This is a genomic window from Pseudomonas deceptionensis, assembly GCF_900106095.1.
In the GTDB taxonomy this organism is placed as follows: Bacteria; Pseudomonadota; Gammaproteobacteria; order Pseudomonadales; family Pseudomonadaceae; genus Aquipseudomonas; species Aquipseudomonas deceptionensis.
On sequence record NZ_FNUD01000002.1, the window covers coordinates 3,550,391 to 3,574,968 of the forward strand.

At 54.5% G+C, this 24,578-nt stretch carries 20 protein-coding genes and 3 pseudogenes; 15 read left to right on the top strand and 8 right to left on the bottom strand.

Going from position 1 to position 24,578, the window contains the following annotated elements; genetic code table 11:
- Positions 1-2: 2 nt before the first annotated feature.
- The 5 genes from BLW11_RS16200 to BLW11_RS16220 all read left to right on the top strand — a co-directional run bounded on the left by BLW11_RS16200 (position 3) and on the right by BLW11_RS16220 (position 6,117).
- Positions 3-647, top strand: a complete 645-nt coding sequence (locus tag BLW11_RS16200; protein ID WP_048361796.1) for a tetratricopeptide repeat protein — start codon at positions 3-5, stop codon at positions 645-647.
- A gap of 11 nt (positions 648-658) precedes the next feature.
- Complete coding sequence (locus tag BLW11_RS16205) at positions 659-1,318, top strand: response regulator (protein ID WP_048361795.1); 660 nt, start codon at positions 659-661, stop codon at positions 1,316-1,318.
- A complete protein-coding gene (locus BLW11_RS16210) occupies positions 1,318-2,685 on the top strand; it encodes a sensor histidine kinase (protein WP_048361794.1) in 1,368 nt (455 codons plus the stop codon). Before BLW11_RS16205 ends, BLW11_RS16210 begins: the two co-directional genes overlap by 1 nt.
- 302 nt (positions 2,686-2,987) lie before the next feature.
- Positions 2,988-4,619, top strand: coding sequence for a diguanylate cyclase domain-containing protein (locus tag BLW11_RS16215; RefSeq protein ID WP_048361793.1), 1,632 nt, complete (start codon positions 2,988-2,990; stop codon positions 4,617-4,619).
- Positions 4,620-4,878: 259 nt separating this feature from the next.
- The gene (locus BLW11_RS16220) at positions 4,879-6,117 is read left to right on the top strand and encodes an MgtC/SapB family protein (RefSeq protein ID WP_048361838.1); all 1,239 of its coding nucleotides are present in this window, start codon (positions 4,879-4,881) and stop codon (positions 6,115-6,117) included.
- On the opposite strand, the gene BLW11_RS16225 is transcribed toward BLW11_RS16220, so the two are convergent.
- Positions 6,059-7,018: a sensor domain-containing diguanylate cyclase gene (locus tag BLW11_RS16225; RefSeq protein WP_048361792.1), complete on the bottom strand. Its 960-nt coding sequence runs from the start codon at positions 7,016-7,018 to the stop codon at positions 6,059-6,061. The two genes, BLW11_RS16220 and BLW11_RS16225, sit on opposite strands and share 59 nt — an antisense overlap.
- A gap of 203 nt (positions 7,019-7,221) precedes the next feature.
- Between BLW11_RS16225 and BLW11_RS16230 the strand changes: the two genes are divergently transcribed.
- The 3 genes and pseudogenes from BLW11_RS16230 (at position 7,222) to BLW11_RS16240 (ending at position 8,835) form a co-directional block, all read left to right on the top strand.
- Positions 7,222-8,127, top strand: a complete 906-nt coding sequence (locus tag BLW11_RS16230) for a universal stress protein (protein ID WP_048361791.1) — start codon at positions 7,222-7,224, stop codon at positions 8,125-8,127.
- A 65-nt stretch (positions 8,128-8,192) separates the two neighbouring features.
- Positions 8,193-8,357, top strand: a pseudogene (locus tag BLW11_RS23865) (universal stress protein); the annotation flags it as partial.
- Positions 8,358-8,598: 241 nt separating this feature from the next.
- Entirely contained in the window at positions 8,599-8,835 is a 237-nt protein-coding gene (locus BLW11_RS16240; protein WP_048361789.1) for an Lpp/OprI family alanine-zipper lipoprotein, read from the top strand.
- An 88-nt stretch (positions 8,836-8,923) separates the two neighbouring features.
- Here BLW11_RS16240 and BLW11_RS16245 read toward each other — a convergent pair whose 3' ends face one another.
- From BLW11_RS16245 to BLW11_RS24105, 4 genes and pseudogenes are all read right to left on the bottom strand, one after another.
- Positions 8,924-9,487: a GNAT family N-acetyltransferase gene (locus BLW11_RS16245; protein WP_048361788.1), complete on the bottom strand. Its 564-nt coding sequence runs from the start codon at positions 9,485-9,487 to the stop codon at positions 8,924-8,926.
- A gap of 200 nt (positions 9,488-9,687) precedes the next feature.
- Positions 9,688-10,431: a fumarate/nitrate reduction transcriptional regulator Fnr gene (gene fnr / locus BLW11_RS16250; RefSeq protein ID WP_048361787.1), complete on the bottom strand. Its 744-nt coding sequence runs from the start codon at positions 10,429-10,431 to the stop codon at positions 9,688-9,690.
- 247 nt (positions 10,432-10,678) lie between these two features.
- Positions 10,679-10,885 (bottom strand): annotated as a pseudogene (locus BLW11_RS24100) (site-specific integrase); the annotation flags it as partial.
- Between the two features lie 289 nt (positions 10,886-11,174).
- Positions 11,175-11,383, bottom strand: a pseudogene (locus BLW11_RS24105) (antitoxin Xre/MbcA/ParS toxin-binding domain-containing protein); the annotation flags it as partial.
- A 62-nt stretch (positions 11,384-11,445) separates the two neighbouring features.
- On the opposite strand from BLW11_RS24105, the gene BLW11_RS16270 reads away from it, so the two are divergent.
- The 3 genes from BLW11_RS16270 to BLW11_RS16280 all read left to right on the top strand — a co-directional run bounded on the left by BLW11_RS16270 (position 11,446) and on the right by BLW11_RS16280 (position 14,144).
- Positions 11,446-12,608, top strand: a protein-coding gene (locus BLW11_RS16270; RefSeq protein WP_088500166.1) for an IS3 family transposase whose coding sequence is annotated in 2 segments (ribosomal slippage) — positions 11,446-11,698 and positions 11,698-12,608 — 1,164 coding nt in all. Because the reading frame shifts where the segments join, the coding sequence is not laid out codon by codon here.
- A gap of 41 nt (positions 12,609-12,649) precedes the next feature.
- Complete coding sequence (locus tag BLW11_RS16275) at positions 12,650-13,366, top strand: DNA-binding protein (RefSeq protein ID WP_048361784.1); 717 nt, start codon at positions 12,650-12,652, stop codon at positions 13,364-13,366.
- Positions 13,367-13,718: 352 nt separating this feature from the next.
- Positions 13,719-14,144 (top strand): N-acetyltransferase, encoded by a 426-nt coding sequence (locus BLW11_RS16280; protein WP_048361783.1) that lies wholly within the window; start codon positions 13,719-13,721, stop codon positions 14,142-14,144.
- 213 nt (positions 14,145-14,357) lie between these two features.
- Here the strand turns inward: BLW11_RS16280 and BLW11_RS16285 are convergent, their stop codons facing one another.
- Complete coding sequence (locus tag BLW11_RS16285; protein WP_048361782.1) at positions 14,358-15,482, bottom strand: NADH:flavin oxidoreductase; 1,125 nt, start codon at positions 15,480-15,482, stop codon at positions 14,358-14,360.
- A gap of 123 nt (positions 15,483-15,605) precedes the next feature.
- Between BLW11_RS16285 and BLW11_RS16290 the strand changes: the two genes are divergently transcribed.
- Entirely contained in the window at positions 15,606-16,499 is an 894-nt protein-coding gene (locus BLW11_RS16290) for a LysR family transcriptional regulator (protein WP_048361781.1), read from the top strand.
- A gap of 273 nt (positions 16,500-16,772) precedes the next feature.
- Entirely contained in the window at positions 16,773-19,193 is a 2,421-nt protein-coding gene (locus BLW11_RS16295; protein WP_048361780.1) for a glucose/quinate/shikimate family membrane-bound PQQ-dependent dehydrogenase, read from the top strand.
- Positions 19,194-19,251: 58 nt separating this feature from the next.
- Here BLW11_RS16295 and BLW11_RS16300 read toward each other — a convergent pair whose 3' ends face one another.
- Both BLW11_RS16300 and BLW11_RS16305 read right to left on the bottom strand, forming a co-directional pair.
- On the bottom strand, positions 19,252-20,799 hold the full coding sequence (locus BLW11_RS16300) for a TerC family protein (protein WP_048361779.1): 1,548 nt from the start codon (positions 20,797-20,799) through the stop codon (positions 19,252-19,254).
- Positions 20,800-21,083: 284 nt separating this feature from the next.
- Positions 21,084-21,956: a LysR substrate-binding domain-containing protein gene (locus BLW11_RS16305; RefSeq protein ID WP_048361778.1), complete on the bottom strand. Its 873-nt coding sequence runs from the start codon at positions 21,954-21,956 to the stop codon at positions 21,084-21,086.
- Positions 21,957-22,106: 150 nt separating this feature from the next.
- Here BLW11_RS16305 and BLW11_RS16310 point away from each other — a divergent pair, with 150 nt between their 5' ends.
- On the top strand, positions 22,107-23,408 hold the full coding sequence (locus BLW11_RS16310) for an NAD(P)/FAD-dependent oxidoreductase (protein WP_048361777.1): 1,302 nt from the start codon (positions 22,107-22,109) through the stop codon (positions 23,406-23,408).
- A 50-nt stretch (positions 23,409-23,458) separates the two neighbouring features.
- Positions 23,459-24,547 (top strand): polyamine ABC transporter substrate-binding protein, encoded by a 1,089-nt coding sequence (locus tag BLW11_RS16315; protein WP_048361776.1) that lies wholly within the window; start codon positions 23,459-23,461, stop codon positions 24,545-24,547.
- The last annotated feature ends 31 nt before the right edge of the window (positions 24,548-24,578 follow it).

Sequence of the window (24,578 nt, forward strand, 5' to 3'; positions counted from 1 at the left end):
TCATGAAAAGAATCACAGCATGCTTGCTTTTGGTGGCGTTGAGCCCAAGTGTCTGGGCCATCGATACTGCTGACGAACAACGCCTGGCCGGAATTCAGGAAGGCTGGGCATATATCCAGTACGAAGTTCCTACTGAACAGCGTACTGCCGCCTTCGAAAAACTGGCGACTCAAACTACTGCGTTCACCCAAGAGCGCCCATCCGTGGCCGAAGCCTGGATTTGGTCCGGTATTGTGACTAGCAGTTGGGCTGGTGCGCAGGGAGGTCTCGGCGCATTGAGCAAAGTGAAAGAGGCGAAGGTTGACTTAGAAAAAGCCTTAGCCCTTGATCCTAAAGCTCTGCAAGGCTCTGCATACACAAGCCTTGCAGCTTTGTATGACCGTGTACCTGGCTGGCCCATAGGTTTCGGCGATGCCAACAAAGCAGAACAGTTGCTCAAACAGGCCTTGCAACTGAACCCTACAGGCATCGATAGTCTGTACTTCTGGGGTGACCACCTTTACCGTCAAAAACATTATGTTGAGGCCAAAAATGCTTTGCAAAGAGCCTTGCTTGCCGCGCCCCGACCAGGACGGGAAACGGCCGATACAGGACGACGCAAAGAGATCGAGGTTTTGCTGGTGGACGTGAATAAAAAAATTAACTGACAGGAGTCTGTGTGCGGCTATTACTGATTGAGGATGATGTTGCGCTCGGCGAAGGTATCTATCAAGCCTTGGTGCGCGAGGGTTATACCGTCGATTGGCTGCAGGACGGTAGCAGCGCTTTACATGCGCTACTCAGCGAAAGTTTTGATCTGGCAATACTCGACCTCGGCCTTCCGCGAATGGACGGTTTAGAGGTGCTGCGCCGTCTGCGAGACAGTAGCTCTAATCTGCCAGTACTCATTCTAACCGCCCGGGATGCTACCGAAGACCGTATTGCCGGTCTGGATGCCGGAGCAGACGACTACTTGATCAAACCCTTCGATCTAGCCGAGCTCAAGGCGCGTATACGCGCTTTGTTAAGACGAAGTGCTGGGCGAGCCCAGATGTTGATAGAGCACGCGGGTATCAGTTTGAATCCAGGAACGCAGCAAGTCAGCTATCAGGGTAAACCGGTGGCTTTGACACCTAAGGAGTATCAGTTACTCCATGAGCTGCTCTCGCCACCTGGTCGCGTTATGACCCGCGATCACCTGATGCAGTTGCTCTACGGCTGGAGTGAGGAAGCTGAAAGCAACACGCTGGAAGTGCATATACATCATCTGCGCAAGAAGTTTTCAAGCGACCTAATTCGTACTATACGTGGTGTCGGCTACCTGATGGAGGAGAGTTGATGATGTCGATCCGGCGTCGCACATTGACGCTTATCATTGGCTTACTGCTCGCCGGTCTGGGGGTAATCAGCGTCTTCAACCTGCACGACAGTAATCATGAAATTGCTGAAGTCTATGACGCCCAACTGGCGCAAAACGCCCGATTACTGCAGGGAGTGATGCGCATGCCGTTGGCCAGCAAAGAGCAAGCTGATCTTTATCAAGCGTTCAACAAAGCCTTGAGCGAAGCACAGCCACGGACTGATGGTCATCCCTATGAATCAAAGATCGCTTTTCAAGTCTGGGACTCCAAGGGGGATGTGCTGGTGCACACTGCCAGTGCCCCAACCTTGAACTCACCCCCAGACATGCCTGGTTTCAACGATGTCGTTGACCTGAACAACCGTAAATGGCGTGCGTTTATGCTTGAAGACAAACAGAACCAGCTCCGTATCTGGGTCGGTGAGCGAGACGACGTGCGTACGGACTTAGTGGATCGGATCGTACGTCACACCCTGTGGCCCAATATTCTAGGTAGTCTGATTTTAGCCGCAATGATCTGGCTTGCAATTGGTTGGGGGCTCAAGCCTCTAGCAAATATGGCGGCAACATTGCGGGCGCGCGACAGCGGGTCTCTGGAACCTCTGCACATGGCACCGTTGCCCAGTGAGCTGGAACCCATGCAAGCAGCGCTGAATCGGATGCTCGCGCAAATCCAAGAAGTGCTAGGCCGTGAGCGGCGCTTCATCGCCGATGCTGCCCATGAAATGCGCACGCCACTGGCTGTGCTACGGGTACATGCGCAAAACTTGCTGGAGGCGGGTACCGAGCTGGAGCGTCGTGAATCACTGGCGTATTTGATTGCAGGTGTGGACCGTACCAGTCGGTTAGTCAACCAATTGCTCACCATGGCTCGAATGGAGCCGCAACCAGGCGTGAGTACTCCTCAATACATTGATCTTGCCGCCACGGTTCGTGAAAGCCTGGTTCAGTTAACTCCTTGGTTATTGAGTAAAAAGTTAGAACTGGTTTTTGATGTCAATGGTGAGATTAGCCCTGTCCGGGTTGATGCTTCGGCAATCAATATTGCTTTGAATAACTTGGTAACCAACGCTGCCAATTTCTCCCCTGCCAACGGATTGATTACCGTGCGATTAGCTAAAAAAATCGATCACTACGCGCTTTCAGTTGAGGACGATGGGCCTGGGATTGATGAGTCGGAACGTGAGCGGCTTTTTGAGCGCTTTTATAGTCGCAGAAATGATCAGGGAGCCGGGTTGGGATTGACGATTGTTCAGGCGATTGCTGTTCACTTAGGAGGGGAGGTCCGCCTAGAAAATCGTGCATGTGGGGGGCTCTGTGCAACGTTAGAGATTTGGCGTTTTTAAAGGCCATCACTGCGTTCATCTAATGTAGGTAAATTTGTGACTTGGTCGATCAACGAATTGGTTAGCGCGCCACGCACCAACCCTTAGTCACGCAATTGTAAAATTGGGACAACAGGGTTTCAGTCAATCCAGTCTTGGTTATTTGAAGTGGTGGCTCTTCATGTTCCGACAAGCGAAAGAGGGCGAGACGTCTAATACAGCCGCGGCCACACATCATTACGGTAGCCAGCGTCTGAAAATGAAGGCGCCATGCATGCGCCCGAAAAAACTCCTGGTGCAGCTCATCCGGCTATACTACCAAAATGCCTAAAAAATATTATTTGCTGTTAAAACCCTCAAAAATATTGAATAGCATTGTCACACGACTGCTATTGGTGGCGTTGTGTATTGTCATTTTTGGTGCTGTCATACGCGAGTATGCGCTGACCAAGTTTCTGCATGAAGAGTTGAGCACAGTCGTAAAAAAGCAACAGTTAGCGCTTGCCACTTATGTTGCTCATGATATTGATAGGAAAATCACCCAGCGTCAGATGTTGATTCAGCGTCTTGCTGTATCATTACCCATTGATCTCATCGCCCAGCCTGGAAAGTTGAGTGTTTGGCTCAAAGAGCATTACGAGTACCAGGTTCTATTTTCTGTAGGATTATTCATCGTCAGCCCGGACGGTCAATTGCTCGCGGGTTATCCTGCCCAGAAGGGACAAGCAACCGTTCACTATTCTGATCGGGATTACATTGAAGCGGGGCGTGCCGGCCGTTCGCTCATCGGTCGCCCCGAATTGGCGGGGGGCCTCAAGGAACCGATGTTACCTATAGCAGCGCCTATTTTTAACGATACCGGTAAAGTGCAGGCTATATTAGTCGGCTTTACCGCGCTGGCTGCGCCTGGATTTATGGAGTTATTGCTCAACAAAAGCATGGATAATCCAGCAGGTTGGGTGAAAGTAGTATTTCCGAAAGATAAAATGCTCGTCACGTTTTCAGCGCTTGGCATAACACTTAAATCAACACCAGCCCCGGGCATCAACACACTTTATGACAGTGCCGTTGCGGGGTTTCGTGGCGCAGGCCTGACGACTAACTCGGGAGGTGTTGAAGTTGTTTCGGCCATGGCATCTGTGCCGAGTACGGGCTGGTTTGTTGTAGCCAGTTTGCCAAACAAAGAAGCGTTTGCATTAGTGAGTCGCGTTCAGATTTTTTTGATTAAAGGTGCCGTGGTGGCAATTTTCTTATTCGCCATTTTGTCATCAGCCGGACTGTATATAGTTTTTCGTCATCTGTTCCACGCCGTCGCCCAAGCTGACCGCATGACACGGGATGAAATACCACTGGCCCCGATACCTGTTGTTTACAACGATGAAATTGGACATCTGATTACAGCTTTCAATCGCTTGCTGCTCAAGCTGAACGAGAATCAGACCGAACTAAAAAGAATTGCTCTTCATGACCCCCTCACAGGTTTACCCAACAGAGCCTATCTCTCTGCACGGCTGCGACAAGTGTTGACTCTGGCACAAAGGCAACATACGGTTGTGGCGTTGTTATTCATGGATTTAGATGGCTTTAAATATATTAATGACACCCTGGGTCATGAGGCCGGGGACGAGGTTTTGCGCCAGGTAACGAAGCGTTTTTCAAGCATCATAAGGGAAAGCGATACGTTGGCACGGATCGGAGGCGATGAATTTATCGTTGTTGCAACTGATCTTGGCGATAATGCAGAAGATACCGCACACACAATAGCGGCCAAATGTATTGACGCACTAAGTTCTCCTTTTTTTATTGCAGGAGAAGTTTGCGTCGTGGGCGTTTCGATAGGAGTTGCTCTAGGTGATGGGGATAGCTCTTCGGATGAGCTTCTATTAGCAGCTGATCAGGTTATGTACCAAGTCAAAAAAGCCGGGCGTGGCCGGTACATGGCCTGCCGGGTCTAAACGGTTGCCGGCTCTGAACATGCTCTTCCAGCATTTACCGGGGCAGTCGAAACACTGTGCGCTAACCCCCCAGTTCCGTCCATCCGCAAATTGTTGACCATTATCAATCTGCCCCCCGTCGAACCTCTGCATTCTTGAAATCAAACCTGGAGGCATCATCAACGATGCAATCAGCTTGCTCGCCCGGGTTGCGGCAGAGCAAAGCCGGCGATTTCAAAGATCGCTACAGCGCTCAATGGCTAACGAGGGCGGGGGAACAATGAACGACACTCTTGATATTGCAGGAGCGGCAGCTGCGCTAGGGATCGGGATGCTGATTGGTCTTGAGCGCGAACGGCGCAAGGGGCGGAGGGACAGTCGCGCCTGTGCCGGCTTGCGCACGTTCGCGATCACCGCATTGTTGGGCTATGGCGCGATGCAGGTCGGCGGAGGCCTGCTGGTAGGGATCGTGGCAACCGGTCTGGCATTGCTTGTCTCGGTGGCTTATTGGCGACACCAGAGTCATGACCCGGGAGTCACGAGCGAAGTCGCATTATTTTCGGTCTTAATACTCGGTGCGTTATGCAGCATTGCACCGGAGCTGGCCATTGCCATGGGAGTAGTGATCGCGGGATTGCTGACCTATCGCCAGAAACTGCATCACTTTGCAATCAGTCAGTTGAGCGAAGCAGAAATACGCGACGGACTAATTTTGCTGATTGCAGCGCTCGTAGTGTTGCCACTGGTGCCGGATCGTTTCATTGGTCCCTATGCTGCCATCAATCTACGGACCATTTGCACTCTTACCGTGTTGTTGATGGTGATCGGAGCAGTGGGGCATATTGCAGTTCGTATTCTGGGTTCACGTTACGGCTATGCAATCTCCGCCATCGCTTCAGGGTTCGCCTCAAGTACCGTAACAATTGCCACCATGGGACAGCGGGTCATCAGTGAGCCAGCGAATGTCAAAATCCTCAGCGCGGCAGCTGTCCTTTCCAATCTGGCTACCATCACGCAGATCGGCCTGATCCTTGTGGCGGTTGACCCGGCTCTTTTGCAGAGCATGTGGACGCCGTTGCTGTGCGGATTCATCAATACCGCGCTATACGGAGCTTGCTTGTTGTTTCACAACACAACAGGAGGGTGCAGTGCACCGATAAAGGTTGAAGGCGCATTCAATCTCAAGCTCGCATTGATCGTGACGCTGACCATGACTGGCATTACCCTGTTGTCATCCGCAATGCTCAGCCACTTCGGTCAGGTGGGCGTGATGCTGACCGCCACCTTTACTGGGTTTGCCGACCCGCATTCCTCGACCGCGTCCATTGCCTCCCTGGCCAAGGCAGGGCTGTTGCCGTTTTCTGCCATTGCTACTCCCACGGTAATTGCAATCAGCAGTAATTCCATCAGCAAGTGCCTGGTGGCCTGGGTCAGCGGAGGCAGACGATTTGCAGCCTACGTCATCCCGGGCCAGATATTGCTGACACTGTCTCTGTGGGGGGGAGTCTGGGTGCACTGAGGGTGTTAAGCCTGGTCGTCAGACTCAAACAACAGGCGTTGCCACCGGATCTTTTAGCCTGGTACATCGCGCTGTCAGCGTGTCCGAGCAGCTCTTCGACACAGGCGCCATTGACGGGAAACAAGCTTATGCCGACGCTGATGCTGATTTCTACACGGTGTGCATCGATCATGAACGGCTGACTCATCGTGGCGACCAATTTGTTGCCCAGAGCTTCAACACTCTCCGGCGTGTCCATGCCGGTAATCATGATTGCAAACTCGTCTCCGCCTAAACGGGAGACGACATCGGAACTGCGAACAGACTGGCCAAGACGTTCAGCCACGGCATACAGCAGTTTGTCCCCACAAGCGTGACCCATGCTGTCGTTAACGGATTTGAAATGATCCAGGTCTATGAACATTAACGCCAATGACTGACAGTGTTTACCGGCGTGATTGATCGACTGGTTGAGCAACGTCAGGAATAAACTGCGGTTCGGCAGCCCGGTCAGGGCATCGTGGAACGCCAACTGCTGCATGGCCGCGCGCTCGTCATCCATGATTTGGACGTTATGCAGGATGGCGATGAAATGGGTCACAACGCCGTGGTCGTCGAGCACTGGAGTAATCACCTGATTGACCATGCAGTTGCCTCCATCCTTGCGCCGTTCAACCATCTGCCCCCGCCAGGTCAGACCTGCTAGTATCGTCAGCCACAGATTGCAGTAGAAGCTCGTACTTTGTCTGCCCGAAGCAAGGAGATGCGGGGTTTTGCCAATCAACTCCTGCCTCGAATAGCCGCTCAGGAGGCAAAAGGCTTTATTGATCCAGACGATGCACCCTGTCCGCTCCGTGACCAATACCGGGTTAGACGCAGCATCAAACGCCCTTAACAGTAATTGCTGGTCAGTTTCGATCATTGCACCCTCCGATACCGCCATCGTTGCGCGATAGTTTAATGAAGCCTAGGTGCAAAAGGCTGGAAGGGTGTTGATCAAAATCAACTGAACGGGCGGCGTCACAAAGAGCGTCTGCAACTGATAAAGATCAAGTTGCCAGGGCACATAAAGCTCAATCTGAACACCTACTCACGCATTGAAGCGGCCTTTGGCCGAGGTGTATTATGTCCCAGACTAAGCGCTTACTGTTGATTGCCCCCCAGACAATGACTCGCACACCTGCGTTCGGGCGGGCAGGGGCATTGGCGCTTGCAATGCAATTACCGCTGCATATCGTGGCGTTTGATTATTTACAGGCCCTGGCTGTTGCAGGCCTGTTCGCCCCCGAGCAAATCAACCTTGCCCGGGACGGATACTTGCAAACCCACCGGCAATGGCTCGCAGAGCAAGCCGGCTTGATGAGCACACATGGCGTTAAAGTCACCAGTGAGGTGCTGTGGGTCCATCACCCTTATGAAGAGATACTGCACTTCGTCAATGACATGTCACTGGCGTTGATCATCAAGGATGTCCAGGAAGAAACAGCCTTGAAACGTGTCTTTTTCACGCCACTGGACTGGCAACTGTTGCGCGACTGCCCGGCCCCGGTACATCTGGTGACGCACTCACGCAACCCGCTTCCGCGCAGAGTGCTGGCAATTGTCGATGTGTTGCGCAGTGAACAGCAAGACCTGGTCTTCAATGACCAGATACTCGAAGCGGCCAGCAAGCTCGCTGAGCAATGCAATGCTCAGCTCGAACTGGTGCATGTTTATGACTGGGTCGCGGTGTATGCCATGGACATGGGGGTTGGTGTGCTCCCCTTGGCCACCGGCCTCTATGAAGCGCTTGGGGAGTCACAACATGATGCATTTACATCCCTTGCCGATCGCCACGGCGTGCCTCTTGAGCACCGTCATTTCATAGAGGGCTCGCCACTGCTGAGTATCTGTGACTTTGCCCGGGATCATGAGAGTGACGTCATCGTTATGGGTACGGTGCAGCATCGGGGCTTGAGCAAGTGGTTGGGCTCAACTGCAGAAGGTCTGTTGCAAAAGGCGCCGTGTAGCGTGCTGGCGATCAAGCCGTAGAGCGTCCGGTCACTGATGCTGAGAATCTGCTGGCAGGTTTGCCCGGCACTCGAAGAGTGTGTGTGATGAGCCAATATCAACGCTTGCTGCTGATTGCCGACCATACGCTGTATCACTCGCCAGCACTGTTACGTGCAGTGGCCCTGGCAAAGGCGTGTGATGCGGCTTTGGGCATACGTTCATTCATTGAACCTACACCCATGGTTCATTTGTGGGAAACCCGGAAGGATTTGATCGGTTCATTGGCAGTAATACGAAGCGGGCCCTGTATTCCGTGCCCGGCAGTGTGCTGGCGGTCAGACAACCGCAATAAAAAGCCAAGGTATTTCATGAACCTGTTTGCCATGCAATGACCCGACATGCTCCCTGCAGTTTCCGATTTATTGATAAAGATCAAATGCCATCCCGGACAGCCCCGGATACTTCCTCCTTTAACTCACCTTTTCGAAACCACGCTGCAGAGGAACAACCATGCGTAAATGCTTGTCCATCTCATTGCTGGCTTTAATGCTGATAACAACCGCTGGGTGCAGTCATCAGCATGAACAGGAGTGGAACGCGCGTCTAGAGTCTGCAGAGGACAACGCGGCAACCGCGCGCTTGCATGCTGACGAAGCCTACTTAAAGGCCGAACAGGCCCAGCAGGCTGCCGACGAAGCCAATCAGCGAACCCGACCTACGGCCCCGAAGGTATCGCCGCACAGATGAATTCGACGCAATCTAAATCACGTCTAGCTCGCACGGGCCGCACGGTTTGGGGGCATCGCCGGCCTCTCGGCAGAGGCGAATGGCGGTGTTAAAGATCAAGGTGATGGATAACTTGGTGCAGGTCGTCTGGATCGCTATGGGTCTTGAAGCCCAACGCTGAAGCCAACTGACGCATAAGGTTGTTGCTGGAGGCATCAAGGGAATACATAGAGGTAAAACCGTTCGTGCGAGCGGCCTTGATTAAATGCTCCATCAAGAGCGTGCCCAGCCCCAGATGCTGCCAGTCATCCGCGACAGTTATCGCACATTCACATTCATCCTCGCCCGTTGCTGCATAGCGGCTTATGCCTATCTCGATCAGGCTGCCATTTTCGTGGACCAGTGCGATGTAAGCCATACGATCGTGATTATCGATATCCATCAATTGATCGAGCATGGCAGCGCCCGGCTCATTTACCTGTGTGAGAAAGCGCATATGCCGGGACTCGGGGGACAGACGTTTGACAAAGACGACTTCCCGCTCCCGGTCATTTTCCGTCAGAGGCCGAATCAATACGTGGCGACCATCCCCGAGCGCTTCAATCCAGTGTTGTCCACCTGGCCAAGCGTAGGCTGCAGCAGCCTGGTCGTTGTGCTCTTTGACAGTCAGCATGGGGCAATCCTCTATCGGGTTTAAAAGGCTGACGCGCCATGAAAAACCGCGCGGTTCATACCTTTCTACCTCGCTGACAGCCATTGAGTCTGATCTGGATCAGATTTTCTTGACACAAAGGTGAACTATCAGCCGTTGGTGGCGGGGAGGGCGCATATTCTGCTATTGAAAAATCGCCATTCAAGTGGGCATCCGCTCTCTCACATCGGAGCCCGATGACAGCCTGCAACCAGTTGTTTGAGTCCTTCCATGTCAAGGATAGTGACGTTTCGTCCTGCGATGCTGACCAGCCCTTGATCGCGCAGGTGCGCAATGCCCCGGCAGATGGTTTCAAGTCGCAACCCCAGGTAGGAGCCGATTTCTTCCCGTCGCATTTTCAGCACGAAGCTTCTGGAAGAATAACCACGGGTACTGAAACGCAGCGACAGGTTGAGCAAAAAAGCTGCCATCCTTTCATCAGAGTTCATGTTGCCCATAAGCATCAACATGCTGTGGTCACGGACGATTTCGCGGCTAAGAAGCTTGTTGAGGTTGTGCTGCAGCGACGGCAGGTTTTGCGCCAGTTTCTCCAGTTGTGCAAAGTGGATAGGGCACACTTCGCTGTCCTCAAGGGCAAACGCATTGCAGACATGCTCATCGGCACTGATGGCGTCCAGCCCCAGCATCTCGCCAGGAATATGAAAGCCGGTGACCTGTTCGCGCCCGTCGACTGACACCATGCTGGTTTTAAATGAACCTGTGCGAACTGCGTAAAGCGAGCGCAGTGGATCCCCGGTCCTGTAGAGCGCCACCCCTTTTTTAACCTTAAGGCGTTGCACTATCAGTGTATCCAGACGTTCGACCTCCGTCCCGGTCAAACCAATCGGCAAACACAGCTCAAGCACGCTGCAGCTGGAGCAAGCAGCCTTGAGGTGGTGAATGTGCAGAGCCAAGACTTCTGACATGGAGGGAGCGCCATCTGAGAATGTGCTCGGTAAGCATAGGGGGAGGTGAAGTTGCACATATCGCTCATTTACCTGCTTGGTGTGATAACAGACGAGCGGGTCTGAACACGTGGCCCTTCAAAGGTGCATGACGTTCACATCACACACTCTTCGGTGACCGTTCAGCTCCCAATGCATGTACCGCAACTGGAGACACACGACATAGATGGGGGGGGGCTGCGCAGACGCAGGGGAGCTTAAATAGAGCGGACAGGGTGGGGGCACGGGTATCTGACTCCTTGTAAGACGGCAAGGGGGAAAGGGAGAGGGTGGTCCGATAACGCTTCAAGTAGGCTTCAATGCATTCGTCTCGCACGCTAATTTTCGCGGCCTTGTTGCCCTTACCGACAACGTTGAACCACCAGTTTTCACCGTCGTACTCAAACGAACCCATTGTAGGCTTCCAGTTGTCCCGAAATGAGGTAGGAAACATGAGTTTGGATGTTTACTTCCGGGCACTCCTGAAAAATAGTGCAACCTCATAAATTCAAAAAAATAATTTCTCTTTAAGGAAAAGAAATCTTTCCCTTAAGGCTTTAAACAGTCTTAAAGTAAATAAATCTTTCCCTTGTGCGACCAGCGTACCGAACGTGAAGGCTGTATTGAGCGACTAAAGCATCAATTACGGCAGCTCAGATTTGCGCAGCTTTTTGAAGGCCTTTGGCCTGTATGACCATGTTCTTGCCTCACCTGAGACCGGAAGGTCATTGGTAAACCCCTAACTCAATCCGCTCTAGGTAGTCCTCGACAGCCTGAAACCCAAGATGGGGTTATCGATAAGGTTAAGAAGAACATTGCCTGCAAGGTGCTTACAAGGTCGATCGAGCCATTCTTCGGCAAGCCGCTGCGTGCCAAAAACTGTCGTCTCGTGTTCTAGAACCTTCGCGAATTGAAAGGCCACCGCGCTCTTTTGTAGTGGTCTAATGAAACCGGACACCCTTTTAGGCGAGAATACTCGCCAGATCGAGGTGTCAGATGACCAAACAACGCCGTACCTTTTCCGCTGAATTCAAACGCGGGGCTGCCGACCTCGTTCTCAAGCAGGATTACAGCTTCATTGAGGCCAGCCGCTCGCTTGGTGTCGGCGAGTCGGCTTTGCGCCGATGGGTCGACCAGGTGCAGCAAGAACGCACGGGCGTCACCCCGCAGAGCAAAGCGCTGACCCCGGAGCAGCAGAAAATCCAAGAGCTGGAAGCCCGAATTGCTCGCCTTGAGCGGGAAAAATCGATCTTAAAAAAGGCTACCGCGCTCTTGATGTCGGAAGATCTCGAGCGTTCGCGCTGATTGACCAGTTGAGCATCCACGAGCCGGTTGATTGGCTGTGCAAGGTGTTTGAAGTGACCCGCTCGTGCTACTACGCTCGGCGTCTCAGGCGCCGCACACCGGATGTAGAACGCCTTCGATTGCGCAGTCGGGTGAGCGAGTTGTTCACCCAAGGCCGCAGTGCTCCCGGTAGCCGTAGCATCATGGCCATGATGCAGGACGACGGCGAGCAGATCGGGCGATTCAAAGTGCGCAGCCTGATGCGCGAGCTAGAGTTGGTCAGCAAACAACCGGGATCGCATGCTTACAAAAAGGCAACGGTCGAGCGACTCGACATCCCTAATATTTTGAACCGAGAGTTTGATGTGCCCGCTCCTGACCACGTCTGGTGTGGCGATATCACTTACATCTGGGCTCAAGGGAAATGGCAGTATCTGGCGGTTGTGCTAGATCTTTTTGCCCGCCGTGTTGTGGGCTGGGCGTTGTCGGGAAAGCCGGATGCCGACTTGGTCATCAAGGCCTTGGACATGGCTTACGAGCAGCGAGGGAAGCCTCAGGGTTTGCTGTTTCACTCCGACCAGGGCTCGCAATATGGACGCCGGAGTTTTCGCCAGCGCCTTTGGCGATATCGCATGCGTCAGAGCATGAGCCGGCGAGGAAATTGTTGGGATAATGCGCCGATGGAGCGGGTGTTCAGGAGCCTGAAAACCGAGTGGATACCGACCATGGGCTACGCGACGGTCCAACAAGCTCAGCGGGATATCAGCCATTTTTTGATGCACCGGTACAACTGGATTCGACCGCACCAATTTAATGGTGGGCTGCCACCGGCTCAGGCCGAGAAAAAACTTAACGCAGTGTCCGGGATTAGTTGACCACTACAATATGGATTCAATTCCGAAGGCAGGGTGAACACATGTCAGATCCCAAAAACAACTACGTTACCTTTGACCGGGTTTTAGACGCAGTCACGGAGCTCAAAAAGCAAGGGCTTAAGGTAACATGCGGAGCCGTACGCACGCAGATAGGTAGTGGCTCGTTATCAACGATTTCAAGGTTTCTCAAGGATATTTCCTTGATACAGAAATCTAATATTTCACCAGAGGATTACATCCACCAATTTCCTGATCGGCTCCAAGCGTTGATGAGGTCTATGTACGCCGAAATAGTCGAAGCGGCGAGTTCAGCAACGGCTGAGGAACGGCGAAAAATCCAAGAACTCGAGGATCGGCTTCGAGCTAGATGGGCTGCGAATGTGAAAGACAAACTCAGGGTCTCGCGCAGATTAGAAGTTGAGATTAAACACGGCGTAGAGGTTAGGTCTGAACTTAAACAAGCGACCCAGAAGATTTGGAATGATCAAGAATTGATGAATCATCTGACCGCACGCACAGCGAGAGCTGAATCTGAGAATAGTCAGTTGCGGGAGCTCACCGCGAAGCTGGAGAAAATCAACGATAACCTTAAGAGACAAATCGAACATTTCGAGCAACACACTCTGAAACAGAGGCGCGCGGAAGATCAGATGCATTTACTCAAAACCACAAAGCTTGAGCAGGACCTGGCGAACAGCCAAGCGCGAGTAATGGATTTGTCGATGGAGCTTGCAAAAGCTTCAAAGCGCGAAAGATAGGTGTGAGCGTCATAGAAAGAAATATCCAAAATGGGGAAGGAAATCTAAATTTGGATATTTAGTACCCAAAAATTTGGATTTTTACTTCCGGGTACTCCGATGAGCCTATGATTGCAACACCATTGAAACGGCATTCGTTTAACATAATATACATTATGCGAACCATCGTATTGGGGCGTCAGGGTCAGTGGAGGTCAGATTTCAGAGGCTGTCGTGGCCAAGTCTCTCTTTCGGTCAGCACATCCATCCCTAAAACCGAGCGCTTTGAGATTGCCATCGCCTTGCTGCATGATTGCAGGCTTTGCACTGTGCGGGATCTGGAATGTCCGCGCGCTCAAAGAAAGGATCGAGCATGATAAGAAAACTTGAATCACGCGATATAGAACGCGTTCTGGAGATCTGGCTAGAAGCCTCGGTGAAAGCCCATGACTTTATCGACAAGAGCTACTGGGAATCTCAGATAGAAAATATGCGTGAGATATATATCCCTGCGTCAGAGACCTTCGTTATCGAAGAGTCATCCCGGGTGCTGGGATTTTGCTCTGTGATTGCTCATCATCTGGCTGCGCTGTTTGTAGATCCCGAGTATCAAGGCAAAGGTTTCGGCAAGCGGCTACTCAGCCATGTGAAAACGCAGCACGATGAGCTGACATTGACCGTTTACAAGGAGAACATCCCCAGTATCGCCTTTTACCGGTCCCAGGGATTTAAGCTGGACGCAGAGTCGGTGGATGAGCATACAGGCCATCACGAGTACGTGATGGTCTATGAGAGCTGACTCGCTCCTATCGGAACTTGGTGTACTGACTGCTCTAACCCCGTGCTGCATGGCCACTGCGTGTTGGCGATGTCGACTGCCTCGCAGATGAGCTACAGCAGCACTAAAGTTCTAGTCGTGGATCCTGCAGGGTTTTTACACCCTGATATTCCACTTGGTTATAACTCTACTAAATAGTTCTTTAGTTGAGTTATTAATTAAATCCTTTTTCCACTAGCTTAAGCATCCCTCCAGTTCCAGTTCGAGCTCGCTTACCTTGATGTCTGCAATGGGCTGTAAAATTGAACCGTCAAATGCCCTGAACATTTGGTTGGTTTCCAGGATCACCGGATAATCAGGATTGCTTAGCGCACCCCGCCCGAGAGCAATCATGTCCGCACCTGCGTTGAGCGCTTCGCCCGCATGAGCCGGATCATGCAGGCCCCCATTTCCGATGATTGTGATGCCTGGAGCAAATTTACGCGCCAGTGTAATCAGGCTGTCTTGCCCTCCCTCAAAGGCAGGTTGCCACGCTTCATGTTCGGTAACGTGAATAAAGTCGACACCCGCGTCTGCCAAAGCGCTGAAAATGATCTGGGCGTCACCTTCTCCATCTAGCCACTTATTCTTGAAGTCGTTGACCTTGCCCTGAGAAATCCGAACACCTACAGGTACTTTCTGGCCCACCTTTTCTTTCACAGCCGTTACAACATTAATAAGCAGGCTCATGCGCTGCGTCATGTCCCCTCCCCATCTGTCTTTGCGCAAGTTGGTATGCGCCGTCAAAAACTGATCAAGCAAATAGCCATTCGCCCCATGAATTTCGATTCCGTCAAAGTTTGCGGTCTCTACCGCGCGTGCAGCGGTATCTGCAAACCCTTGGATGACCTGCGCAATTTCCGCTTCGGTAATTTCAACCGGCATGGCGTAAGCCCCTTCGCCGTAGTAAACGGACATCTGCTCGCCAACTGGCTGGACCGCTGAAGGGCCTACGGTGTGAGTGCGATATCGGCTGCCTTGACTGAGTGCACCTGCATGCATGATCTGGGCGAACACCAGCGAGCCTTGGGCCCGGAGTTCGTGGTTAATCTTCGCCCACACCTGAGCTTGTTCCTCGTCAGCCAAGCCAGGCTGGTTTGGATAGCCCTGCGAAAACGCTTTATCCGTGTACAACCCCTCGGTGATGATTAACCCGAACCCACCTTGAGCAAAACGCAGGTAATAGTCCTGCATGGTTTGCGTCGCAAGACCTTCCTCGGTTGCAGTGACCCGCGTCATCGGCGCGACCGCGAGACGATTGCGAGACACCGCGCCATTGATATCGTGAGGCGATAGAATAGTTTTTTTCAGCCCGGTCATAGATTCCTCTCAAAGACATTATTAATAGTGGTTAAGGACATTATTGAAAGGAATACTAGAGGGCGATCAGTCGCAGACCAAGACACGCCTATGTGAAGCGGGCTTAACATAAAGGGATATAAAGTGCTGATTTCCGACTTGAGGATATTCCAGGCAGTCGTCTCGACGGGGAGCCTGTCAGCCGCCGCCAGACAGCTTGATGTGCTGCCAATGCAGGTCTCAAGGCGTGTAGCAGCGCTTGAGGAGGAGTTGGGGGTGCGCTTGTTTCACCGCACCACCCGGTCAGTATCACTGACGTCGGAAGGCGATCTGTTTCTGCCCTACGCCAACACCATGACCGATGCCGAGGACAGTGCCAGAAGCGAGTTGATGCCGTCAGCAGCGAAAGCTCAGGGCGTTTTGCGGATGACGGCTCCGAGCGTTTTCGGAAAATCCATTGTGGTGCCACTGCTTTCCCGATTGCTGGAAACCCATCCTGACTTAAGGGTTGAGCTGGATTTCTCGGACAAGGTTGTCGATATCGTCGGTCAAGGCCTGGACTTGGCACTTCGTTTGGCGCCACTGAGCGACTCAGAATTGGTAGCCAGGCGCATTGCGCATAACCCGCGAGTCATTTGCGCATCGCCAGACTATTTAGACCGCTACGGCACACCAAAGACTCTGGATGACCTTGACGCCCACCACTGCATACTGCTTCAGGCCGTTCTACGCTGGCCGTTCATCATCAATGGTGAGATGAAGCGCAAGCGCGTTTTCGGGCGAGTCAGCACTAGCAGCGTGGACGCCGTCAGGACTGCCGCGACCGAGGGGCTTGGCTTGGCGATGCTGACGTCCTGGGATGTCATTCAACAAGTGCGCAACGGTACATTGGTCTTGATCGAGTTGAACGACGCCAAAATGGAGGACTTATCAGTATGGGCCGTCACTCCGAGTCGACGATTTACACCCACCCGAGTGAAAGTGTTTTTGAATGCGTTGGAAGAAGAGATGGATAACATCATCAAATCCGGTTCTTAGTGAACGGCCACATCCCTGCCTGCGACTCCTCCCTCCCTGGTGAAATCCCCCCGCCACTCGGCACTGACAATTTGTCGCAGGGCCCTGTTTTTGTTAAAGTCCAAGAACTAACTGTTTAGTACATAACTGTTGCGAACGTTTCCCGGCCTGCCGCCCTGAGCCGCATGGGGTCTCGACGAGCACAGAAACTTCGGCTGCGCCTATGCTTATCCTGCAAGCAGCTATAGGCCATGCCCTCCTCCCACCGCTCATGTATCAATAAGGTCATGCAACATGATTAAGTCTCAACCTCCGGCCTCGGTAAGCCGTTGGCCCATCTGGGTCGCCGCTCTGGGCGTACTGGTCTTTGGATTGCTGTTTGTAGCCGGTGGCGGTTACCTCGCCACCCTCGGCGGCAGTCTGTACTTCCTGCTTGCCGGTATCGGGATGATCGTTTCATCCGTGCTGCTGTTTAAACAGCGCTTGTCGGGGGCCTGGTTGTTCGCCGCTGTCATGCTGGCCAGCATTCTCTGGGCGGTGATCGATGCCGGGCTGGTGTTCTGGCCTCTGGTTTCACGTCTGTTTGCCCTGGCGGTGTTAAGCCTGGTCGTTGCGCTGGTCTACCCGACGCTGCGCAAAGCCAACGGTCTGAGCGGTAACGCGGGTTACGCACTGAGTGCGGTACTGGCTGCAGGTATCGCTGCCGGTGCCTGGGGGATGTTCCAGCCCCACGCGTCGATCGCGCCAACGGGTGACGGCCCGGGCCTGACCAGGGTCGATCCGGCCAACGCCCAGAAAGACTGGGCCCATTACGGTAATGATGAAGGTGGCAGCCGCTTTGCTGCGCTGGACCAGATCAACCGCAGCAACGTGTCCAAACTGGTTCCGGCCTGGACTTACCAGACCGGTGACGTGGCTGTCAGTAACGGCAACGGCGCGGAAGATCAGATGACCCCGCTGCAAGTGGGCGACAAGGTATTTATCTGCACGCCGCACAACAACCTGATCGCGCTGGATGCCGACACCGGCAAAGAGTTGTGGAAAAACAACATCAACGCCGAATCAGCCGTCTGGCAGCGTTGCCGCGGCCTGGCCTATTTTGACGCCACTGCCGCTGTCACCCAGCCAACGGATGGCAGCACGCCGGCCGCGGTTGTGACGGTTGCCCCCGGTGCTGCGTGCCAGCGTCGCTTGCTGACCAACACCATTGATGCGCGCCTGATTGCTGTGGACGCGGACACCGGCAAGTTCTGCCAGGACTTCGGCACCCATGGCCAGGTTGATCTGAAAACCGGTTTGGGCAATGTCCCGGACTCGTATTATCAGTTGTCCTCCGCGCCCTTGATGGCGGGCACTACCGTGGTGGTGGGCGGTCGTGTTGCCGATAACGTGCAAACCGACATGCCAGGCGGCGTGATCCGCGGTTTCGACGTCATGACCGGTGCCATGCGCTGGGCATTCGACCCGGGCAACCCGCAAGACAAACAAGCACCCGCTGAAGGCCAGACCTACGTTCGCAGCACGCCGAACAGCTGGGCGCCGATGTCCTATGACCCGCTGATGAACACCGTGTTTTTGCCGATGGGCAGTTCGTCCACCGACATCTACGGCGTGGATCGCACGGCACTGAATCACAAGTACGGCGCATCCGTGCTGGCACTTAACGCTACCACCGGTGAAGAAAAGTGGGTGTATCAAACCGTCCACAATGATCTGTGGGACTTCGACTTGCCGATGCAGCCAACCTTGATGGACTTCACCACGGTGGACGGCAGCAAGGTACCTGCGCTGGTGATCGGTACCAAGGCCGGGCAGATTTTTGTACTGGACCGCCATACCGGCAAGCCGCTGACCAAGGTTGAAGAAGTACCGGTCAAGGCAGCCAACATCCCGAACGAGCCCTACTCGCTCACTCAGCCAAAATCGGTGGGCATGCCGCAGATTGGCGCGCAGACTCTGACTGAGTCGGATATGTGGGGCGCCACCCCGTTCGACCAGATGCTGTGCCGTATCTCGTTCAAGAAAATGCGCTACGAGGGTTTGTACACCGCACCGGGCACCGATGTGTCACTGAGCTTCCCGGGTTCTCTGGGCGGCATGAACTGGGGCGGTTTGTCGACCGACCCGGTACACGGTTTTATCTTCGTCAATGACATGCGTCTGGGGCTGTGGGTCCAGATGGTGCCTCAGCAAAAAGAGGCCAAGGCTTCTTCCGGCGGTGAAGCACTGAACACCGGCATGGGCGCAGTGCCGCTCAAAGGCACGCCGTATGCCGTGAACAAGAACCGCTTCCTGTCGATTGCAGGCATTCCGTGCCAGGCGCCGCCTTTCGGCACGCTGACGGCTATCGATATGAAGACGCAGAAAGTTGCCTGGCAAGTGCCGGTTGGCACTGTTCAGGACACCGGCCCGCTGGGTATCAAAATGGGCCTGCAACTGCCCATCGGGATGCCGACACTGGGCGGGACGCTGTCCACCCAGGGTGGCCTGATCTTTATCGCCGGGACCCAGGACTACTACCTGCGCGCCTTTAACTCGGCCAACGGGGAAGAAGCCTGGAAAGCCCGCCTGCCGGTAGGCAGCCAGGGTGGCCCGATGACCTTTGTGTCACCCAAAACCGGCAAGCAGTACATCGTCATCACTGCCGGTGGTGCACGCCAGTCGGTTGATCGCGGTGACTATGTGATCGCTTATGCGCTGCCTGACAGCCAATAAGCGTTAGTCCAGTGGCATAAACTACTGTGGGAGCTGGCTCCCACAGTAGTCAGGCCGACTAGGCCTTGCTCAACAACACCCGCGTCACTCGCCGCTCTTCAACCTCGACCACGGTCATGTACCAGCCTTCCCATACCAGCTTGTCGCCCACCATGGGCAGACGGTCCAGCATGCTCATGACCATCCCGCCAAGCGTTTGATAGTCATCGGTGGCCTTGGCTGCAAAGCCGGTGTGCTGACGAATCTGGCTCAGGTTCAAGGCGCCGCTCACAAGGTAGCCGTCCTCCCGGGTAACGATATTCGGACCTTCGATCTCGCTGGCATCAGGCAACTCGCCGGCAATGGATTCCAGAATGTCGGTCATGGTCAGCAGGCCAATAAAATCACCAAACTCGTTCACCACAAACGCAATGTGCGTCGACTCTTTGCGCATCTGCTCCAGCGCATTGAGGATCGTGAAGCTGTCCAGCAAGTTGACAGCCTTGCGCGCCATGGCTTCCAGATCGGGTTCGTGACCGGCCAGCAGCTCTTTGAGCAGTTCCTTTTTGTGGACAAAGCCCAGCGGTTCGTCAACTCGCCCGTCCCGGATCAGGGGCAAACGGGAATACGAGGAGTGCATCAGCGTGGTGCGAATGGTGTCTGCCGAGTCCGACAGGTCGATATGATCGATCTCGGCCCGTGGCGTCATCACCGTGCGAATCGGACGCTCTGCCAGTTGCAGTACGCCACTGATCATCACGCGTTCACGTCGGTGGAAGACTTCCTTGTCATCGCCGCCTTCAAGCATGTCAGCAATCTCCTCCCCCACCTCATCGGCATGCAGCGTACGGCCACCCAGTAACCGCATTACGGCATGGGCCGTGCGCTCACGCATGGGGCGCATGCCCTGCACGCTTTTCTTGCGACGTGCACGGGCAATCTGGTTCAGCACTTCGATCAGAATCGAGAAGCCGATGGCTGCGTACAGGTAGCCTTTGGGAATATGGAAGCCCAGGCCTTCGGCGGTCAGGCTGAAGCCGATCATCATCAGGAAGCCAAGGCACAGCATGATCACCGTCGGGTGACTGTTGACGAATTTGGTCAGCGGCTTGCTGGCAATGATCATCAGACCGATAGAGAACACCACTGCAATCATCATCACGGACAGATGGTCAACCATACCCACTGCGGTAATCACCGCGTCCATGGAGAACACAGCGTCGAGCACCACAATCTGCGCCACGATCGGCCAGAACATGGCGTAGCCCATGCTTGATGTGCGTTCGGCCACATGCCCTTCCAGCCGTTCGTGCAATTCCATCGTCGCCTTGAACAACAGGAACAGACCGCCGAACAGCATGATCAGGTCACGGCCCGAGAACGACTTGTCGAAGACTTCAAACAACGGCGCCGTCAGCGTGACAATCCACGAGATGCTGGCCAGCAGGCCAAGGCGCATGACCAGTGCAAGCGTAAGGCCAATTACCCGGGCACGGTCGCGCTGCTCCGGCGGCAGCTTGTCCGCCAGGATGGCGATAAACACCAGGTTATCAATGCCCAGTACCAGTTCCAGCACAATCAGGGTCAACAGGCCGAGCCAGGCCGTGGGATCTGCAATCCATTCCATAGGTATCAGTCAATCTCACGAAGGTTCAGGGTTAACGATGAGCGCGCACAGGCAAACGAAGCAACGGATGTGCTTTCGAAAAACGGAGGGCAAAAGAAAGGTACTGCGCGCTCGATACCGATGATCAAGCGGGAGGGTGTGGCCGGCTGATAACAGCGACTGGGTGGTTCCTGAAGGGTGTTCATACAAACCTATAGTGAATTGGGGACGTAATCCTACAGCGATACTACACAACTCCTGCGTGCAGACTTATTACAAGATTTAACAAACACTCCCCTGCCCCATTATTCGACTTGTTGGGCAAACCATTGCCACACGCGAGCGCACGCCGGATGCGAAGCGGCTGAGGGCTGCAGGCACAACGAGTAGTTGCCGCCGGTTTTCAGCGGTTCTCCAAACGGGATCACCAGCACACCCCGCTGAATGGACTCCGCAGCCAGCGTCATATCCGTGACCGCCACCCCCAGGCCGCGGGCAGCGGCGTCCAGTGCCAACTCATCAAGGTTGAACGGGATATGCCTGTAGGCCGCCAATGGCTTGCCTCCGTTGGCTGACAGCCAATCGATCCAGGCCTGCTGATCGGCCGAGCGATGCAGCAGCGCAAAGCGCACCAGATCGTCCACTGACGTCAGCGGCCCCATGCCCGGCGCGCACACCGGCACCAGCGCTTCGTCAAACAGCGCCATGCAGGCCGGGTCACTGGAGGGCCGGGGCAGATAGAGGATATAGGCGTCACTGTCGCTGCCCGGCTCGACAACCTCGGTGGCTACCGTCTCGATCGACAGGGCAATATCCGGGTATTGCAGGTAAAAATCGCTCAGCTTTGGCAATAGCCAGCGCACAGCCAGTGACACATGCATACGAATGCGCAAGGGTCGCTCTTGCGGCGAAAGGCGGTCTTCAAGCGCTTTCAATTGCTCAAGAATGCTGCGGGCACTGGCCAGCACCTGCTCGCCTTCGGGGGTCATCCGCACGCTGCGGCTGGTTCTGGCGAACAGGGCGACGCCAAAGTGCGCCTCCAGTTGCTGAACCTTTCGGCTAACTGCACTTTGGGTCAAACACAGCGTTTGTGCCGCCTGGGTAAAACTGCCCGAGTCAGCAACCTCTACCAGCGCCTGCAAGCCTTGAAGTGACGGTACGTGGCGAACTTTATCCATGCGTATTCAGCATCAATCAATGAATTTATAACGTTGGTTATATCACCACGCTCAGCATAAATTCCAGCTATAGAGAGTGCGACCCACAAGTAGTCATGCGATTAGTGCATGCATTGGGTACGACACCACGACCGTCAAGCGAGGTGAAACGTGAAGAATGAATGTGGCTGGATTGCCCTGGCAGGAAGCTCCCCCAGCCGAGATCACCTCAAAGGTCCTGAAAAAGCCGACTGGCTGATCATCGGTGGCGGTATCACCGGGCTGAGTGCGGCCCATTCACTGGCGCAGCTGCACCCTGAAGCGCGCATCGTTGTTGTGGACCGCCAGCGGGCTGCGCAAGGGGCTTCTGCGCGCAATTCCGGGTACGCCGTGGCCCACGAAAACCCTGGCGATGATGAGCTGATCGGCAAGGGCGGGTTCGCAGGATTTGCAGTCGACTCATCGATTGGGCAGGCGGCCGGTGATGAGGTGCGCATGCGGATTGCCCGCCACAACATTGAGTGCGAGTACCGGGATTCGGGTTACTACTTTGCGGTAAACGACCCGCGCAAGCTGACCCATGTCGAGGCCAAACTCCAAACCCTGAGCGCCGTGGGCGCATCCGCGCAGTTTCTGGAAGGCGCGCAACTGGCCCAAAAACTCGGTACCCGTCATTACCAGGCGGCCATCTGGTGCGGCAATGGCAACGCGTTGCTGCAGCCTGCGAAATACGTGAAGGGCCTGCTGGATGCATTGCCAGCCAATGTAACGCTCTTTGAAAACACCGAGATCACCGGGCTTGAACGCCTGAGTGGCGGGCGCATTCGAGCCAAGGGGACTCAGGGCAACATTGAGGCCTCTCAGGTGCTGGTGTGTCTGAATGCATTTATTCCCCGCGCCGGGATCACCCACAGCGCGACCTTCCCCATGGAGCTCAGCGCCAGCCTGACCCGCCCGTTGACCGACAAGGAATATCAGGCCATCGGTAATGTCGAGCCCTGGGGCGTTCTGTCGACCCGCCCGTTGGGCGCTACGGTTCGGCTGACACCCGATCGCCGGGTGATGATCCGCAACACGGCGGAATACCGCACCCGGGATTTATCCGCCAGTGATCTGTTGCAGCGGCGCAAACACCATGTATTGGGTTTGCAGCGTCGTTTCCCCGGCCTGGGTGAGCAAGACATTCACTACACCTGGACCGGGCATCTGAGCGCCAGCCGCAGCGGCCAGCCTTACTTTGCCAAGGTCGAAGACGGTGTTTATGCCGTGGCCGGCTGCAATGGCTCGGGGGTTGCCCGCGGCACCCTGTGGGGCCGCCTGCTCGCCGAACTCGCATCCGGCGCCAGCTCTCCCCTGCTCCAGTCGGTCATGGACAGAGCCCAGCCAGGCTGGCTACCGCCCCGCCCGCTCTTCGATATCGGTGCTGTATTACGAATGCGCATGGAAGCAGTCAGGGCCAAGACAGAAATCTGAAGCCTCTCACATCACAAAAGAATAAAAGCTCCTTGAAAAGGTGATTGAACATGCACATCAACTCGGTTTCCCTTGCGGTAATGCTCGCAGCGTTTTCGACAGTCAGCCATGCGGACGAGAGCGTCAATATCTCCAACTGGAACGGCTATATCGCCGACGACACCCTGACCACGTTCACCAAGGAAACGGGGATCAAGGCCACCTACGACATTCATGACAGCAACGAAGTGCTGGAGTCCAAGTTGATGACCGGCAATACCGGTTATGACGTGGTCAGCCCTTCGAACCACTTTCTGTCCCGACTGATCAAGGCCGGCGCCATCCAGAAGCTGGACAGGAGCCAGTTGCCCAACTGGAAAAACCTCGACCCGGTTCTGATGAAAAAACTGGAAGTGAACGACCCCGGCAACCAGTATGGCTACCCCTACATGTGGGGCACCGCGGGGATTGGTTACAACGTCGAGAAGATCAAGGCGATCTTCGGCACTACCGATGTCACTCAGTCCTGGAGCCTGTTTTTTGATGAAGAGAACATCAAAAAACTCAGCCAGTGCGGGGTCGCGATCATCGACAACCCGACCCAGGTACTGCCGATCACCCTCAACTACCTGGGTTTGCCGCACCACAGCCACGACCCGGAAGACTACAAGAAAGCCGAGCAGGCACTGCTGAAAATCCGGCCTTATGTTCAGTACTTCCACGCGTCCAAATACATCAGCGATCTGGCCAACGGCAATATCTGTGCAGTGATCGGTTTTAACGGTGACGTGGTGCAGGCAGCGGCCAGTGCCAAAGAAGCCAAGAACGGGATCAATATCGCTTATTCGATTCCCAAGGAAGGCTCGACGCTGTGGCTCGACATGGTGGTGATGCCCAAAGGCGCGCCCCATGAAAAGAACGCCTACACCTACATGAACTACCTGCTGACGCCGCAAGTGATCGCCAATATCAGCAACCATATCCACTACGCCAACCCCAACCTGGCGGCGGACGCCGAACTGTCGCCGGAAGTGAAGCAAGACCCGGCGATTTACCCGTCAAAAGAGGTGGTGGATACGCTGTTCACCGTAGAAGACCTGCCCGCCAAAATCGCACGCCTGAGCACCCGCTTGTGGACCAAGCTTAAAACCAACACCTGATAACCAGGCCTCTCTGGCCGCAGGAGCTGCC